Source organism: Mesorhizobium sp. C416B, assembly GCF_030323165.1.
Lineage (GTDB): Bacteria > Pseudomonadota > Alphaproteobacteria > Rhizobiales > Rhizobiaceae > Mesorhizobium.
Genome location: NZ_CP100471.1, coordinates 1,469,748 through 1,484,331, shown reverse-complemented (window position 1 = coordinate 1,484,331; position 14,584 = coordinate 1,469,748). Strand labels below are relative to the sequence as shown.

15 protein-coding genes are annotated in these 14,584 nt (G+C 62.3%); 5 read left to right on the top strand and 10 right to left on the bottom strand.

What is annotated here, in order from left to right; genetic code table 11:
- Positions 1-87: 87 nt before the first annotated feature.
- The gene (locus NLY43_RS07580) at positions 88-642 is read right to left on the bottom strand and encodes a hypothetical protein (RefSeq protein ID WP_023698594.1); all 555 of its coding nucleotides are present in this window, start codon (positions 640-642) and stop codon (positions 88-90) included.
- A 302-nt stretch (positions 643-944) separates the two neighbouring features.
- On the opposite strand from NLY43_RS07580, the gene NLY43_RS07575 reads away from it, so the two are divergent.
- Both NLY43_RS07575 and NLY43_RS07570 read left to right on the top strand, forming a co-directional pair.
- Positions 945-2,624, top strand: a complete 1,680-nt coding sequence (locus NLY43_RS07575) for an electron transfer flavoprotein-ubiquinone oxidoreductase (protein WP_023709803.1) — start codon at positions 945-947, stop codon at positions 2,622-2,624.
- The gene (locus NLY43_RS07570; protein WP_348529062.1) at positions 2,621-3,367 is read left to right on the top strand and encodes a DUF922 domain-containing protein; all 747 of its coding nucleotides are present in this window, start codon (positions 2,621-2,623) and stop codon (positions 3,365-3,367) included. The genes NLY43_RS07575 and NLY43_RS07570 overlap by 4 nt, the downstream gene beginning before the upstream one ends.
- Positions 3,368-3,392: 25 nt before the next feature.
- Here NLY43_RS07570 and NLY43_RS07565 read toward each other — a convergent pair whose 3' ends face one another.
- From NLY43_RS07565 to NLY43_RS07555, 3 genes are all read right to left on the bottom strand, one after another.
- On the bottom strand, positions 3,393-4,406 hold the full coding sequence (locus NLY43_RS07565; protein WP_156933752.1) for an endonuclease/exonuclease/phosphatase family protein: 1,014 nt from the start codon (positions 4,404-4,406) through the stop codon (positions 3,393-3,395).
- Between the two features lie 140 nt (positions 4,407-4,546).
- Positions 4,547-6,007 carry an AMP nucleosidase gene (locus tag NLY43_RS07560; RefSeq protein WP_023731828.1) on the bottom strand — a complete coding sequence of 487 codons (1,461 nt, stop codon included), beginning with the start codon at positions 6,005-6,007 and terminating at the stop codon, positions 4,547-4,549.
- Between the two features lie 273 nt (positions 6,008-6,280).
- Positions 6,281-6,475 (bottom strand): hypothetical protein, encoded by a 195-nt coding sequence (locus NLY43_RS07555; protein ID WP_023670200.1) that lies wholly within the window; start codon positions 6,473-6,475, stop codon positions 6,281-6,283.
- A gap of 51 nt (positions 6,476-6,526) precedes the next feature.
- Between NLY43_RS07555 and NLY43_RS07550 the strand changes: the two genes are divergently transcribed.
- Positions 6,527-6,757 carry a hypothetical protein gene (locus NLY43_RS07550; protein ID WP_156935551.1) on the top strand — a complete coding sequence of 77 codons (231 nt, stop codon included), beginning with the start codon at positions 6,527-6,529 and terminating at the stop codon, positions 6,755-6,757.
- 136 nt (positions 6,758-6,893) lie between these two features.
- Here NLY43_RS07550 and NLY43_RS07545 read toward each other — a convergent pair whose 3' ends face one another.
- Positions 6,894-7,235 (bottom strand): DUF2147 domain-containing protein, encoded by a 342-nt coding sequence (locus tag NLY43_RS07545; protein WP_023687258.1) that lies wholly within the window; start codon positions 7,233-7,235, stop codon positions 6,894-6,896.
- Positions 7,236-7,672: 437 nt separating this feature from the next.
- Between NLY43_RS07545 and NLY43_RS07540 the strand changes: the two genes are divergently transcribed.
- On the top strand, positions 7,673-7,939 hold the full coding sequence (locus NLY43_RS07540; RefSeq protein ID WP_006199745.1) for an SEL1-like repeat protein: 267 nt from the start codon (positions 7,673-7,675) through the stop codon (positions 7,937-7,939).
- Between the two features lie 386 nt (positions 7,940-8,325).
- Positions 8,326-9,447 (top strand): ABC transporter substrate-binding protein, encoded by a 1,122-nt coding sequence (locus NLY43_RS07535; RefSeq protein WP_023670204.1) that lies wholly within the window; start codon positions 8,326-8,328, stop codon positions 9,445-9,447.
- Between the two features lie 61 nt (positions 9,448-9,508).
- Here NLY43_RS07535 and NLY43_RS07530 read toward each other — a convergent pair whose 3' ends face one another.
- From NLY43_RS07530 to NLY43_RS07510, 5 genes are all read right to left on the bottom strand, one after another.
- Positions 9,509-11,470: an acetyl/propionyl/methylcrotonyl-CoA carboxylase subunit alpha gene (locus tag NLY43_RS07530; protein ID WP_023709800.1), complete on the bottom strand. Its 1,962-nt coding sequence runs from the start codon at positions 11,468-11,470 to the stop codon at positions 9,509-9,511.
- A 49-nt stretch (positions 11,471-11,519) separates the two neighbouring features.
- On the bottom strand, positions 11,520-11,897 hold the full coding sequence (locus NLY43_RS07525) for a hypothetical protein (RefSeq protein WP_023670206.1): 378 nt from the start codon (positions 11,895-11,897) through the stop codon (positions 11,520-11,522).
- Positions 11,898-11,942: 45 nt separating this feature from the next.
- The gene (locus tag NLY43_RS07520) at positions 11,943-12,317 is read right to left on the bottom strand and encodes a hypothetical protein (RefSeq protein ID WP_023670207.1); all 375 of its coding nucleotides are present in this window, start codon (positions 12,315-12,317) and stop codon (positions 11,943-11,945) included.
- A gap of 120 nt (positions 12,318-12,437) precedes the next feature.
- Positions 12,438-12,968: an O-acetyl-ADP-ribose deacetylase gene (locus NLY43_RS07515; protein ID WP_023670208.1), complete on the bottom strand. Its 531-nt coding sequence runs from the start codon at positions 12,966-12,968 to the stop codon at positions 12,438-12,440.
- Positions 12,969-14,576: a carboxyl transferase domain-containing protein gene (locus tag NLY43_RS07510; protein ID WP_023670209.1), complete on the bottom strand. Its 1,608-nt coding sequence runs from the start codon at positions 14,574-14,576 to the stop codon at positions 12,969-12,971.
- Positions 14,577-14,584 lie beyond the last annotated feature (8 nt).

Genomic DNA, 14,584 nt, shown 5'->3' with positions numbered 1-14,584 from the left:
TCCCCCCTCGAGGAGGGACATTACGCGCTCGTCGGCTTTCGCCAATCACGAAGGGCATTTCGTGGCGATTTTCACGGCGTCTGCCGCTTACCCCGTCGGTATCCGCGGATCCTGCACCAGATAGAACGTCCAGCGCGGCGTGTAGTCGGTGATCAGAAACTCGAAGCGTCCCCTCTTCAGCGGGTCGATCTGTCCACTCTTGAACAAGAGCCGGTCATAGGGTTCGAAATCGCGGTCGAAATCGGCGTACGCGCTCGACAGGATGTTGTCGGGCGTCTTGTTGCGCTGGTCGAAGGACAGGCCGTCGCCGAACACGCTCGGCTGGTTGAGTATCTCCTGCAGCTCGAACTGGAATTCGACCCAGGCCTGGCCGCTGTTGTTGAGAACCTCGATACGCATGTACAGGATGCCGTTGGCGAATTCGCCGTTGGTGCTGAACGGCTGGATCGGTTTGGTGGTGCGGATGGTGAGCGTCACCGGCGTTGACGAATTCAGCTCCTCGGAGATGACCAACGGATCTTCCTTGGTGCCGGTGCCCGAGGCGCCGGTGATGTGGAAACCGCCAAGCTCGTCGGAAAAGGAATAGGCGCCGGTCGCCCACACCTTCACCGGCTCGGCCTGAGCGCGAACCGGCGTAAGCATTGAAAGGGCGAGAAGGATCGCTCGGCAGGTCCGGCCGGGCGGAAGGGGGAAGCGCGTCAATGAATAGCCGGACGGCGTGCGCATGGAAATAAGTATGGCCGATAAGAGAGCCGTCGAACAATTAAAATATGGGACGCTGAGCGCGGCCGCGCGCAAAACGCTTGCGGCAGAGTTGTCATCCGCGACTTTTTGTCGAAATCGGCATTGTCACGTCAGCGCCGGTTTCCTGTCGCGGATTGATGCGCTATGCAGCGCAGGAGCCAGCAAAATGCCGGAAACGGTTGGCCAGAGCGGAGGGGTTGATGAGCGAGATCGAACGCGAGAGCATGGAATTCGACGTGGTCATCGTCGGGGCCGGCCCGGCGGGCCTTGCCGCAGCGATCCGTCTCAAGCAGGTCAATCCCGAGCTTTCCGTCGTGGTGTTGGAAAAGGGCGGCGAGGTTGGTGCCCACATTCTGTCAGGCGCCGTCGTCGATCCCATAGGCGTCGACCGCCTGTTGCCGGGCTGGCGCGAGGAAGATGGCCACCCCTTCAAGACGCCGGTTACGGCCGACGATTTCCTGGTGCTCGGCCCCGCCGGCTCGTTCCGTCTGCCCAATATCCTGATGCCGCCGCTGATGAGCAATCACGGCAACTACATCGTCTCGCTCGGCAATGTCTGCCGCTGGCTGGCAACCAAGGCTGAAGCGCTAGGCGTCGAAATCTATCCGGGCTTTGCTGCCGTCAGCCTCGTCTACAACGATGCCGGCGCCGTCACGGGCGTCATCACCGGCGACATGGGCGTCGAAAAAGACGGCACACATGGCCCGGGCTTTGCGCCGGGCATGGCGCTGATGGGCAAATACGTGCTGATCGGCGAGGGCGCGCGCGGTTCGCTGTCCAAGCAGCTGATCGCAAAATACAAACTGTCCGACGGCCGTGAGCCCGGCAAATACGGCATCGGCCTCAAGGAGCTGTGGCAGGTCAAGCCCGAGAACCACCGGCCGGGCCTGGTGCAGCACTCCTTCGGCTGGCCGCTCGACCTGAAGACAGGCGGCGGCTCCTTCCTCTACCACCTCGAGGATAACCAGGTCGCGGTCGGCTTCGTCCTGCATCTCAACTACAAGAACCCCTGGCTGTCGCCCTTCGAGGAATTCCAACGCTTCAAGACGCATCCGGCGATATCGCGCACCTTCGAGGGCGCCAAGCGCATCGGCTACGGCGCGCGCGCCATTACCGAAGGCGGCTGGCAGTCGGTGCCGAAACTCTCCTTCCCCGGCGGCGTGCTGATGGGGTGTGCGGCGGGCTTCGTCAACGTGCCGCGCATCAAGGGTTCGCACAATGCGGTGCTGTCCGGCATGCTGGCGGCCGAGCATGTCGCGCAAGCGATCGGCTCCGGCCGCGCCAATGACGAACTGTCGTCTTATGAGGACGCCTGGCGCGCGACCGATATCGGCAAGGATTTGAAGAAGGTCCGCAACGTCAAGCCGCTCTGGTCGCGCTTCGGCACCATTATCGGCGTCGGCCTCGGTGGTCTCGACATGTGGCTGAACACGCTGTTCGGCTTCTCGCCCTTCGGCACGCTGAAACATGGCAAGGCCGATTATGCCACGCTTGAGCCCGCGGCCAAGCACAAGAAGATCGCCTATCCCAAAGCGGACGGCGTGCTGACCTTCGACCGCCTGTCCTCGGTGTTCCTGTCCAACACCAATCACGAGGAAAACGAGCCGGTGCATCTCATCGTCGGCGACATGGAGTTGCAGAAGCGTTCCGAGCATGATGTCTTTGCCGGGCCTTCGACCCGCTATTGCCCGGCCGGTGTTTACGAATGGGTCGACAAGGACGGCAACGCCGCCGCCGATCCGTCTGACAAGGATGTGCGTTTCGTCATCAACGCGCAGAACTGCGTGCACTGCAAGACCTGCGACATCAAGGATCCCAACCAGAACATCAACTGGGTGCCGCCACAAGGCGGCGAAGGCCCGGTCTATCAGGGCATGTGAGCCTCACCGACCGGGGCCGTCTCAACCAGCAAAAATGGCGGCGATGGCCGGGTTTACCAAGGCATGTAAGGCGCTCGGCGCCAAAGATTGTTGAAACCGTCGTCTGCTTGTGGTCTCATTGCCGCGTCCATGGGGAAAATGGCATGCGCGTGGTGGTCTTGTTTTGCGTCGCCGTCGTAAGCGCGGCCTGCGGCGTCGTCGGGATGGCGTCGGCGGGGGTGAAAACCGTCGTCAAGACGCGAACCTATGACATCACCGGCACGACAGGTGCCGGTCTGGTTATCGCCATGAACCGCAGGGGCCCCAAGCACGGTTTCATGACCCACGCCATCGCGCAGACAAGCTACACCGCCGACTGGAGCCTGGACGTGGGTCAGGTCAACGGCGTCTGCCGCCTGCGCCAGGCCAATGGAACGCTCAACATCGCCTACACCTACCCGCGCGTCGCCTCGGCCGTCACGCCGGCGCTGCGCAAACGCTGGAACCGGTTTTTCACAGGCGTTCTCGCTCATGAAGGAACCCATGGCCGTATCGCCGGGCAGATGATGCAGGCTGCCGAGCGGTCGGTTCGCGGCCTGAAATTTGCCAACGATCCGCAATGCAACAAAACGCGCGTCGAAGCCACGCGGCGCTTGCAAGCCACTTCCAAGCTCTATGAGGCAAAACAGATCGCGTTCGACGCGCGCGAGCACAGTGAAGGCGGCCATGTCGAGCGCATCATCGAGGCCTTGGTAGGCTTGTGAAACCGTAAGCCCCGTGGCGTACGATCTAGCCGCCCATGCTGGGCTGGATCAGCGACACAGTCGCGGTAGAATCCTCGTCGACCGGCTTGGTCTCGTCGCGCATCAATGAAAATTCCACCATCACCGGCAGATGGTCGGAGCCGGTCTCTTCCATCTGCGTCGACGACAGGATGGTCACCCCGCCCTTCGAAAACACCTGGTCGATCGGCAGGCCCACATAGCGCCGCAGGAAATCGGGCAGGGTCCGGTGGATCCAGGTCGGTCCGGCCGACGGCATCACGGTCAGTCCGCCGAGCGAGGCAACGCGCCGTACCGCGGCGCTCCACGGCACGGCATTGCAGTCGCCGGCCATGATCGCCGTCTCGCCGAGCGAGGTGAGCGTCTCGGTCAACTCGCCGATCTGCCAGTATTGTTCCTTCGGCCACGGCCAGCTCAAATGGATCGCCGCGACATCGACCGGAGTGCCGCCGAAATCGACGGTGGCGGCCGCCATCGCGCCGCGCGGTTCGCAATGCGGCTCGGTGCCGGCCGCAAAGGGTCGCCGGGACAAAAGCGCCACGCCCCACACGCCGTCGGGATGGGCGCACAGGATGCGATAGGGATAGGCGTTCTCGATATAGCCGAGTTCGGTCGCCCACATGGCCGATACTTCGTCGAGCGTGATCACGTCCGGGTTGGTCCTGGCGATCAGCGAAAGAACCTTCTTGGGTGTCGGATTGTTGAAACGCAGGTTCATCTGCAGCAGCCGGTAGACCGGTTCGTTGCCGGGCGCGGCGTCATTGGCGGCCTGCACCGGCCACAGGCGCGGCAAGGTGCTCAACGTGCTGGCGAAGGCGGCCACGGCCAGCAGCAGGCCCACGCCCGCCTGCAGGCGAAACGAGGTGGCGAGCAGCGGCAGCGCAATCAGCCCCATCAGCACGGCAAAATGGATGCGGAAATGGGCGAAGGAATCGAAGGCCGGATGCAGTGCGCCAAAGAACCCGGCTACAAGCGCGGCCGAGAGGCCGAGCATTGCCAGGAACGCCATTGAAGCCATCATCTTTCGCACGCGTGCCATCAGACCGGGTTTTGCCCATAGACCGGGTAATACATTGCCGAGGTATCAGGCCTTTATCGGCTGAAATGCGGCCCAATCAAGATGACGAAACGCCTCGCGGCAAACATTTACGGCAAGCCGGTCTACTGAAAGGCCGTCTCCGAAAAGCTTCTCAGCTTGCGCGAATGCAACCGTTCCATCGGCATTTCCGCCAGCTTCTCCATCGCCTTGATGCCGATGGTCAGATGCTGCGCCACTTGCCGCTTGTAGAATTCGGTCGCCATGCCGGGCAGCTTCAACTCGCCATGCAGCGGCTTGTCGGAGACGCAAAGCAGCGTGCCGTAGGGCACGCGGAAGCGGAAGCCATTGGCGGCGATCGTGGCCGATTCCATATCGAGCGCGATGGCGCGCGACTGCGACAGCCGCTGCACCGGTCCGCGCTGGTCGCGCAGTTCCCAGTTGCGGTTGTCGATGGTGGCGACGGTGCCGGTGCGCATGATGCGCTTGAGATCGTAGCCGGAAAGTCCGGTGACTTCGGCGACCGCCTCCTGCAGCGCCACCTGGATCTCGGCCAGCGGCGGTATCGGCACCCACACCGGCAGGTCATCGTCCAGCACATGGTCTTCCCGGACATAGGCATGCGCCAGCACATAGTCGCCCAGCGCCTGAGTGTTGCGCAGGCCGGCGCAATGGCCGAGCATCAGCCATGCATGTGGCCGCAGCACCGCGACATGGTCGGTGATCGTCTTGGCGTTGGACGGGCCGACGCCGATGTTGACCATGGTGATGCCGCCATGGTTCGGCTTCTTCAGATGATAGGCTGGCATCTGAGGCAGGCGCGGCGCCGCCACGCCTTCGCTGGGTGCGTTTTGCCCTGCCTTGGTGATGACATTGCCCGGTTCGACGAATTCGGTATAGCCGTGGCCGCCTTCAGCCATCTGGGCCCGCGCGCGGGCGACGAACTCGTCGATGTAGAACTGGTAGTTGGTGAACAGCACGAAGTTCTGGAAATGCTGCGGGCTGGTCGCCGTGTAGTGCGTCATGCGGTGCAGCGAATAGTCGATGCGCTGCGCCGTGAACGGCGCCAGCGGCCTTGGTTCGCCGAACGCGACCTCGAAGGTGCCGTTGGCGATCTGGTCGTCGGTGCCGTCAAGATCCGGCACGTCGAACAGGTCGCGGATCGGCCGTTTGATGCGGTCGGCGGCGGCGCCATCGACATGGGTTCCTTCAAGGAACGCGAAATGCAGCGGGATCGGCGTGGTCGATTCCGAAACCGTTACCGGCACGCCGTGATTGCGCATGATCAGGCGAAGCTGCTCTACGAGATAGCGTTCGAACAGCACCGGCTGGGTGATGGTGGTCGAGAAATGCCCGGGGGTCGGCATGTGGCCGTAGGCCTGGCGCGAGTCGATCTGGGTGAACGAATTGGTGGTGACGCCGATCTCCGGGTAGAAGGCGCGGTAGCGCTTGCTTTCGTCGCCGCCGGCGGCAAGCGTGGCAAAGGAGTCGCGCAGAAACTTGGTGTTGCGGTCGTAGAGCACCTGCAAGGCGGCCACGGCCTTTTTGGCGTCGTCAAAGCTCTGCTTGCCGAAAGGCTCCGGCATGACGACCGATTCGATAGCTTGTGGGTAGATTCGCTTTTCCATGGCTCAATATAGAGACTTGAGGCCGCACTTGGGAGGGGAGGGTGGCCGCCAAGTGGTCGATTTATTCGTCCACGCCCAAGGTGTGCTGAGATTCAGGTAAGGCTGAGCCGGAGTCGAGGACGGGCGCGAAGCGACCAAACTGGTTGGCTTCGAGAACCGGAGCGGAGCGTACTCGAAGCATGTGAGCACCAAGGCCGCCACTTGCAGGCCGGCACCACCTTAATACCGGCACTAGCCGCGCTGCAGACTGACCAGCAAGACAAAGCCGACGCCATGCTTCTTCGTCGCCGGCGCGTCGATCGTCGTGTCGGCATTGGCCCGCATCATCGGCATGGCCAGGACCGGCGCCGACAGCACGACCAGAACGAGCGCCGCCCGCGGCAGGAGCCGAAGGGTCTGGAGGGCGTTGATGGCGATGCGGTTCATGGCTTTTGCTTTTCTGTTTGGATCTATGTCTTTGTCGTCTCAGGGGCGAAAATGGTTCATGCAATCGAATTGGCAGGAACTGGCTGCATCCCAGGAACGGGCAGAGCGGCCGGATTCGGCCACGAGGATGGCGAAGAGCATCCCGAACAGGCTCATCAACAGGCAGACGATGGTGAAGCGGCGAGCGAGCATTTGCGTAGTGTCTCCTTGAACACGCCATCAAAATGCCCTGATGCGACTGAACCGGCGCTGATGCCGACGTTCATCTGCGGTTCAAAGTGATTGACGAGGTCTTAGAGAGAGCGTCGGTTCGGGTTTGCGCCGCCGCAAACGGCACGGTCGTCGCTATGGCGCGGACCGTCCTGCAAAAGAAAACGGGGTCTGTGAAGGCCCCGTTGGTCAACTCAAAGCAGCAAGATCAGAGCTTGTGCCAGGTCTGGCTCTTGCAGATCAGCCCGCCGAGCACGCAGCCGCTCATTTTGAGCGAGGTGCCCGACAGTGTTGCCTTGCCCGAATAGGTCTTGTCGTTTGCCGGATCGGTGATGTTGCCGGCATATTTGTTGGCCCCGGCCGCCTTGAGCGAACCGATGGTCTTCCCGGCATATTTGCCGGTCTTCAGGGTGATGGAGAATGAACCGCTGCCGCCGATAACTGCTGTGTCGCCGGCTTGTGTCTTCCAATTGCCTTCGATCGGATCGGCCCAAGCCGCACCAGCCATCATCACGGCGGCCGCCAGGGCCAAGCTCACTTTGCGAAACATATCTGTCCTCCCTGGTTTAGATGGGGCAGCCGCCTCTCTGCCCCTTACGCAAACGTAAGCTAATCCAGCTCCCGGCAAAACAAAAGCGTGCCGCGACGGAAGGTTTCGCAATTTTCATGCGGGGTCGGGAGAGTGCAGCCCGTGGAAATGAAACGATCGAGGCGTTGGCTTTGGTTCGCGTGGTTAGCAGAGTGTTGATCGGCGCCTTGCAAATTTTCGTCAAATCGGTCGAGAAACGGCGGGATTGCTGACTTTGTATCCTTAACGAATTTCCGCGTTTACCTCTTGTTTTAGCTTTGTTTTCTCCAAATTAAGCACGCCATTTAACGACGGATTCAAGGCTCGGCCTCATTCTCGGAAACATCGAAAGAGCGGCTCCCCAGGGAACACCGGGGGACAGAAGAGGCCCGCTCTCGGGAGCCAGACAGGGGAATAAAATGGCACGTTTTGAAATGCTTGAAGCCGGCTTCGGCGCCATGGGGGCAACTGCCCAGGCCGACATTCTTTTCGAACTGGGCATGATGTATGCGACCGGCCGCGATTGCGAGACCGATGTCGTTGCCGCCCACAAATGGTTCAACATCGCCGCCATCAAGGGCTCGGTCCGCGCCGCGGAACTGCGCTCGGAACTGTCGGCCGCAATGTCCAAGGTCGAGATCGCCAAGGCGCTGCGCGAAGCCCGCGAATGGATGACGATGCACTGAGATCGCGAGCAGATTATCGCAGGCAGATTATCGAAAACAGGGAAGCCCCGGGATCAAGACCGCAAAGACGGTCGGAACCGGTGAAACGACAAGGCCGCGACAAGACGGCCGACCATGAAAGAACAAGAACGCGGCAGGCCGGCACGGTCCAGTCGTGCACAATGGGGACGGCGGGCAGGTTTTCGTGGCGCGGGGGCGCATGGGGACTGCTACGAGCAAAAAGCCACGACCGGCCGGAACAGGCTGGCGTGGCTTTTTGCGTTGATGAGGCCCAATCGAGCGGCGCCGATGCGCCTAGACAGGCCCAATGAAGGATGAAATTGTCCCGCCTTCGGAAAGAAGCGCGGCCAGAGCGGCTGCGCGAGTGTGGGAGGAGTTCTATCACCATGAAAAAAATGGGTATTTTGAGCGCGGCCGTATTTGGCCTGATGATGAGCGCGCCGGTTGCCTTTGCCGATGACATCACCATTTCGGTGGTCGGCCCGATGACCGGACAGCTCGCCACGATCGGCGACCAGTTCAAGCAGGGCGCAACGGCAGCCGCCGACGCGATCAACGCCGCCGGCGGTGTCAACGGCTCGATGATCAAGCTCGACATCGAGGACGACCAGTGCGATCCCAAGCAGGCGGTTTCGGTGGCCAACCGGATCGTTGCCAACAGCGTCAAGTTTATTGACGGCCATGCCTGTTCAGGTTCGAGCATCCCGGCTTCCGCCGTCTACGCCGAGGCCGGCGCGCTGATGATGAGCCCGGCCTCTTCAAATCCCGAGCTGACCGATGCCGCCGCCAAGGCCGGCTGGCCGACGATCATGCGTCTCTATACGCGTGACGACGCGCAGGGCGCCTTCATTGGCCCGTGGATCGCCAAGAAATATGCCGGCAAGAATGTCGTTATCCTGCATGACAAGAGCGCCTACGGTCAGGGCGTTGCCGATGCCGTGAAGGCGACGATGAATGCCGGTGGCCTCAAGGAGATCGACTATGAAGGCATCAATGCCGGCGAGAAGGATTATTCGGCTCTCGTCACCAAGCTGAAGGACCTCAAGGCCGACGTTGTCTATTTCGGCGGCTATCACCCGGAAGCCGGGCTTATCCTGCGTCAGTCGGCCGAGCAGAGCGTCAAGTTCCAGCTGATCATGCCGGACTCGATCGCCTCGCCGGAATTCTGGCAGGTCGCCGGCCCCGCCGGTGAAGGCACCCTGTTCGTCTTCCCGTCGGACCCGCAGGCCAAGCCGGAAGCCAAGGAGGCCATCGCCAAGATCAAGGCGGGCGGCTTCGTGCCGGAAGGCTTTACGCTGTTCTCCTACGCCGTCGTTCAGGCGTTTGCAGAGGGCGTCAAGCGCGCCGGAACGGACGATCCGGTCAAGGTAGCCGAAGCGCTGAAGAACGGCACGCCTTTCAGCACCGTGGTCGGCGACGTGACCTTTGATGAGAAGGGCGATCTGAAGAACGCCAGCTACGACATCAACCAGTGGCATGACGGCAAATACGCGCCAATCGCGCAGTAATCGTCCGCGTACTCATGGCAATGGCCGGGCTTGTCCCGGCCATTTTTCGTTCAAGCCTCGGCTATGCAGCCTCGTCAACGAAGCGCACCAGCACCGTTCCGTCGGTGACCTGCGCGCCCTCGGTGGCGATTTCCGCGATCACGCCGTCATGGCTGGCCGCGATCGTGTGCTCCATCTTCATCGCTTCCAGGATCAACAGCGGCTGGCCCTTGATCACCCTTTCGCCCTTTGCCGCGCGCACCAGCTTGACCACGCCTGGCATCGGCGCGCGCAGGCTGCCGGAAGCGGCGGCCGCCTCGTCGGTGCGCGCCAGCGGATCCGGGACGAGGAAACTGTAGCCGACCGCGCCTTCGAACACGGTGACGTGGCCTGGCCAGCGGGCAAGGCGAGGGGCGGCGCGAAGATCATGCGAATGGACGCTGTCATAGGGCGCGTCCAGCGCCACCTCGAAGCGCCCGTCCGGCCGCACTGAAACACGCGCCAGTATATCGTCCTCGCCATGGCGCAGGCGCGTGCGGCGCGCAACGCTGTGGAAATGCGCATAGCCGGCAAGCGACGACCACGGATCGTTCGACGGCGGCAAGGCACTGGCGCCCGCCGCGGCAAGGGCCGCCGCGGCAACGATCCCGCAGCTCGGCGGGGCGACCGCGGTCAGCGCTTCCTGATGCCTGCCGATCAGGCCGGTATCGACATCACCGGCCGAAAAATCGGCGTCCGCGGCAAGTGCCGCGAGAAACGCGGTGTTGACGGTCGAGCCGGCAATCTCGGTCTGCGACAACGCAGTCCCGAGCGCATCGAGTGCCGCCTGCCTGTCCTTGGCGTGGACGACCAGCTTGGCGATCATCGGATCGTAGAAGGGCGAGATCGCATCGCCGGCCCGCACGCCGGTTTCAATGCGCATCGTGGCGCCTTCGGGAGCTTTGTCGGGAAATCTCAGGTGGTGCAGTGTGCCGGTCGCCGGCAGAAACCCTTTCGCCGCGTCCTCGGCATAGATGCGCGCCTCGAAGGCGTGGCCGGAAAGCGTGATTTCGCTCTGCGTCTTCGGCAGCTTTTCGCCGGCGGCTACGCGCAACTGCCATTCGACGAGGTCGGTGCCGGTGACCATTTCGGTGACGGGATGCTCGACCTGCAGGCGGGTGTTCATTTCCATGAACCAGAAACGGTCGGCCTTCAGCCCTTGCGAGGCATCCACGATGAATTCGATGGTGCCGGCGCCCGAATAGCTGATCGCCTTGGCGGCCTTGACCGCCGCTTCCGTCATCGCCTTGCGCAGCGCCGGCGTCATGCCGGGCGCCGGCGCTTCCTCGATCACCTTCTGGTGGCGGCGCTGCGCCGAGCAGTCGCGCTCATAGAGATGCACGGCATTGCCAAAATTGTCGCCGAACACCTGGACCTCGATGTGGCGCGGCTTGTCGACATATTTTTCGACCAGCACGCGGTCGTCGCCGAACGCGGCCTTGGCCTCGCGCCGTGCGCCTGACAGCGCTTCCGAAAAATCTTCGGGATGTTCGACGCGGCGCATGCCCTTGCCGCCGCCGCCTGCGCGCGCCTTGATCAGCACGGGATAGCCGATCTCACGCGCCTTGGACGCCAGCAGCACGATCTCCTGCGCCTCGCCATGATAGCCCGGCACCACCGGCACGCCGGCCTTTTCCATCAGCCGCTTGGCCGCATCCTTCAGCCCCATGGCGCGGATCGAGGCGGCCGACGGGCCGATGAATGTGAGCCCCGCCGCCACCATCTGGTCGACGAAATCGGGGTTTTCCGAGAGGAAGCCGTAGCCGGGGTGGATTGCTTCGGCGCCGGTCGCCAGCGCCGCCGCAACAATCCTGTCGCCGCGCAGATAGCTTTCGCCGACCGGCGAGGAACCGATATGCACTGCCTCGTCGGCCATTTCGACATGCAGGGCCTTGGCATCGGCGTCGGAATAGACGGCGACGGTGCGCACACCGAGCCTGCGTGCGGTGCGGATCACACGGCAGGCGATCTCGCCGCGATTGGCGATCAGGATCTTGGCGAACATGGAGCCTCCCGGGTTTGTCTCGGGCGGCGCCGGTCTGGCAGGAATGAGCCTATTTCGAAGCCGCGATTTTGCAGCCGCCGCTCGCGATCTGAACCTTCCACTTTTTCAGGCCAACCTGACAGCTTCGCAACGCCAACTCTTCCGCGGCCTTCTGAGATGGCGCGTTCAGCCGCGCACCGCAGATGATGTAAAGATCGTCGACGCGCGAGTAGAATGTGGTCGCGTAGGCCGAGTGGCCACTCGCCGCGACATAGGCGTTGTACGACTTCGTGCAGGGCTCCTTTGGATTCAGTGACAACGGAGGCCAGAATCGGGTGTCTCCCTTGCTGCCCGCCAGCGATCCAGCCGCCCCGATACCGGGTGCCGTAAATACGAGCAGGCCGGCAAGCATCGATACAGTAATTCGTTTGATGCGTGTCGATTTCATCTTGCGCCGCCCATTTGAAAAATGCCCAAGCCGATGCTTGTCGGCCTACTTCGATGCCGCAACTTCGCAGCCCGCCCCTGTAATGACCTTGTAATGGCTGCGGGCGGACTCGCAGGATTTCATCGCCCGTTCTTCGGCAGCCTTCTGTGACGGTGCATTCAAGCCCGAGCCGCAGATGATGTACAACGAACGGATCCGGGCATAGGGCGTGGTCGCATAGGCCGAATGGCCGCCGGCGGCCACATAGGCGTTGTAAGCCATGGTGCACTGGTCTTTCGGGCTTTTCGGCAAATACGGATAGAAATGGATGTCGCCTTTGCTTCCCGCCAGCGATGCCGCGGCGCCAACGCCGGGTACCGCAAATATAAGCAAGACTGCAAGTACCGACGCAGTCGTTTTTCCCGAATATTTCGGCCTCATCTTTACCCCATCCCCGTTGCCCAATGCGGGATGAACAATAGCGTCTATTCTCCAGTGCCGCCAGCCTGCTCACCGAAAATTTCTTTTGCGTAGGTGGATGAACCATCTTATCCATGCAGACTAGCATCCTTCAATGGCAGCAACGGCTTGTCGGTATAGTTGAGCTGTTGGCTCGTCGAAGCAGCAGAAAATAACTGTTTCGGGCGTTGAGTTCTGTCCGACGAAGGTACCTGCGATGCCAACGGCAATCTGCGTCGCCTCATTTTTCGGATAACGGTAGATGCCGGTGGAGATCGCCGGAAATGCCACGGTCCGGCAATCCCTGGCGGCGGCGATTTCGAGCGACCTGATATAGCAGGAGGCGAGCAGCCCGGCTTCGCCTTTTCCGCCGCCTTGCCAGACAGGTCCGACCGTGTGGATGATGTAACGTGCCGGCAGGTGATAGCCCTTGGTAAGCTTTGCTTCGCCGACCTTGCAGCCGTTCAGCATCCGGCATTCGAATTCGAGCTCCGGGCCTGCGGCGCGGTGAATGGCGCCGTCGACGCCGCCGCCGCCCAGCAACGAGGAATTGGCGGCGTTGACGATGGCATCGACCGCAAGCCTGGTGATGTCGCCGGTGTGGACATGTATCCGTTCGCCGAACTTGCTCATCTACATCCTGAACACGCCGAACTTCGTTTCTTCGATGTCGGCGTTGAGCGCGGCCGAAAGGCTGAGCGCGAGCACTTCGCGCGTTTTCCCCGGATCGATGATGCCGTCGTCCCACAGCCGCGCCGAGGAGTAGAGCGGGTGGCCCTCATGCTCGTATTTCATCAGGATCGGCTTCTTGAATTTCGCTTCCTCGTCCGCGCTCCACTCACCGCCCTTGCGCTCGATGCCCTCGCGCTTGACCACCGCCAGCACGGTCGCCGCCTGTTCGCCGCCCATCACCGAAATGCGCGCGTTCGGCCACATCCACAGGAAGCGCGGCGAGTAGGCGCGGCCGCACATGCCGTAATTGCCGGCGCCGAACGACCCGCCGATGATCATCGTCACCTTCGGCACCTTGGCGGTGGCAACCGCCATCACCAGCTTGGCGCCGTCCTTGGCGATGCCGCCGGCCTCGTACTTTCGCCCGACCATGAAGCCGGTGATGTTCTGCAGGAAGATCAGCGGGATCTTGCGCTGGCAGCACAGTTCGATGAAATGCGCGCCCTTCACAGCACTTTCGGAAAACAGCACGCCATTGTTGGCGATGATGCCGACCGGCATGCCCTGAAGATGGGCAAAGCCGGTGACCAGCGTGGTGCCGTAATTCTGCTTGAACTCGTCGAACTCGGAGCCGTCGACGACGCGCGCGATCACCTCGCGCACATCATAGGGCTGGCGCAGATCCGTCGGCACGATGCCGTAGAGTTCCTGCGCGTCATGAAGCGGCGGCATGGGTTTCTGTAAGGTCAAGCTTACAGTCTTGCGCCGGTTGAGGTTTTTGACGATGCGCCGGCAGATGGCCAGCGCATGTTCGTCGTCCAGCGCATAGTGGTCGGCGACACCGGACAGCCTGGTGTGCACGTCGGCGCCGCCAAGCTCCTCGGCGCTGACATCTTCGCCCGTAGCCGCCTTCACCAGCGGCGGGCCGCCGAGAAAAATGGTCGCCTGGTTGCGCACCATGATCGTCTCGTCCGACATTGCCGGCACATAGGCGCCGCCCGCAGTACATGAGCCCATGACGCAGGCGATCTGCGGAATGCCGGCCGCCGACATGTTGGCCTGGTTGTAGAAGATGCGGCCGAAATGCTCGCGGTCGGGAAACACCTCGTCCTGGTTGGGCAGGTTGGCGCCGCCGCTGTCGACCAGATAGACGCAAGGCAGATTGTTTTGCAGCGCGATCTCCTGCGCCCGCAAATGCTTCTTCACCGTCAGCGGATAATAGGTGCCGCCCTTCACCGTGGCGTCGTTGACCACGACCATCACCTCGGTGCCTTCGACACGGCCGACGCCGGCGATGAGGCCGGCCGAGGAAATCTCCTCGCCATACATGGACCATGCCGCGAACTGGCCGATCTCGAGGAAAGGCGAGCCGGTGTCGAGCAACTGCGCCAGCCGCTCGCGCGGCAACAGCTTGCCGCGCGAAACATGACGCTCGCGCGCCTCCTCCGAGCCACCGCGCTCGACGCTTGCCGCCTTGTCCGCAATGTCGGCAACCAGCGCCCGCATGCGCTCGGCATTGGCGAGGTAGGTTTCGGAGGAGGGCGAGATCTGGGTTTGGAGTACGGCCACATCGGTTC

Excerpts from the sequence above, each read along its gene's own strand:
- NLY43_RS07530 (WP_023709800.1), bottom strand. The coding sequence starts at position 11,470 with ATGTTCGCCAAGATCCTGATCGCCAATCGCGGCGAGATCGCCTGCCGT.
- NLY43_RS07540 (WP_006199745.1), top strand. The coding sequence starts at position 7,673 with ATGGCACGTTTTGAAATGCTTGAAGCCGGCTTCGGCGCCATGGGGGCA.
- NLY43_RS07580 (WP_023698594.1), bottom strand. The coding sequence starts at position 642 with ATGCTTACGCCGGTTCGCGCTCAGGCCGAGCCGGTGAAGGTGTGGGCG.
- NLY43_RS07545 (WP_023687258.1), bottom strand. The coding sequence starts at position 7,235 with ATGTTTCGCAAAGTGAGCTTGGCCCTGGCGGCCGCCGTGATGATGGCT.
- NLY43_RS07525 (WP_023670206.1), bottom strand. The coding sequence starts at position 11,897 with ATGAAATCGACACGCATCAAACGAATTACTGTATCGATGCTTGCCGGC.
- NLY43_RS07555 (WP_023670200.1), bottom strand. The coding sequence starts at position 6,475 with ATGAACCGCATCGCCATCAACGCCCTCCAGACCCTTCGGCTCCTGCCG.
- NLY43_RS07575 (WP_023709803.1), top strand. The coding sequence starts at position 945 with ATGAGCGAGATCGAACGCGAGAGCATGGAATTCGACGTGGTCATCGTC.
- NLY43_RS07565 (WP_156933752.1), bottom strand. The coding sequence starts at position 4,406 with ATGATGGCTTCAATGGCGTTCCTGGCAATGCTCGGCCTCTCGGCCGCG.
- NLY43_RS07515 (WP_023670208.1), bottom strand. The coding sequence starts at position 12,968 with ATGAGCAAGTTCGGCGAACGGATACATGTCCACACCGGCGACATCACC.
- NLY43_RS07560 (WP_023731828.1), bottom strand. The coding sequence starts at position 6,007 with ATGCCGGAGCCTTTCGGCAAGCAGAGCTTTGACGACGCCAAAAAGGCC.
- NLY43_RS07550 (WP_156935551.1), top strand. The coding sequence starts at position 6,527 with ATGGTTCATGCAATCGAATTGGCAGGAACTGGCTGCATCCCAGGAACG.
- NLY43_RS07535 (WP_023670204.1), top strand. The coding sequence starts at position 8,326 with ATGAAAAAAATGGGTATTTTGAGCGCGGCCGTATTTGGCCTGATGATG.
- NLY43_RS07520 (WP_023670207.1), bottom strand. The coding sequence starts at position 12,317 with ATGAGGCCGAAATATTCGGGAAAAACGACTGCGTCGGTACTTGCAGTC.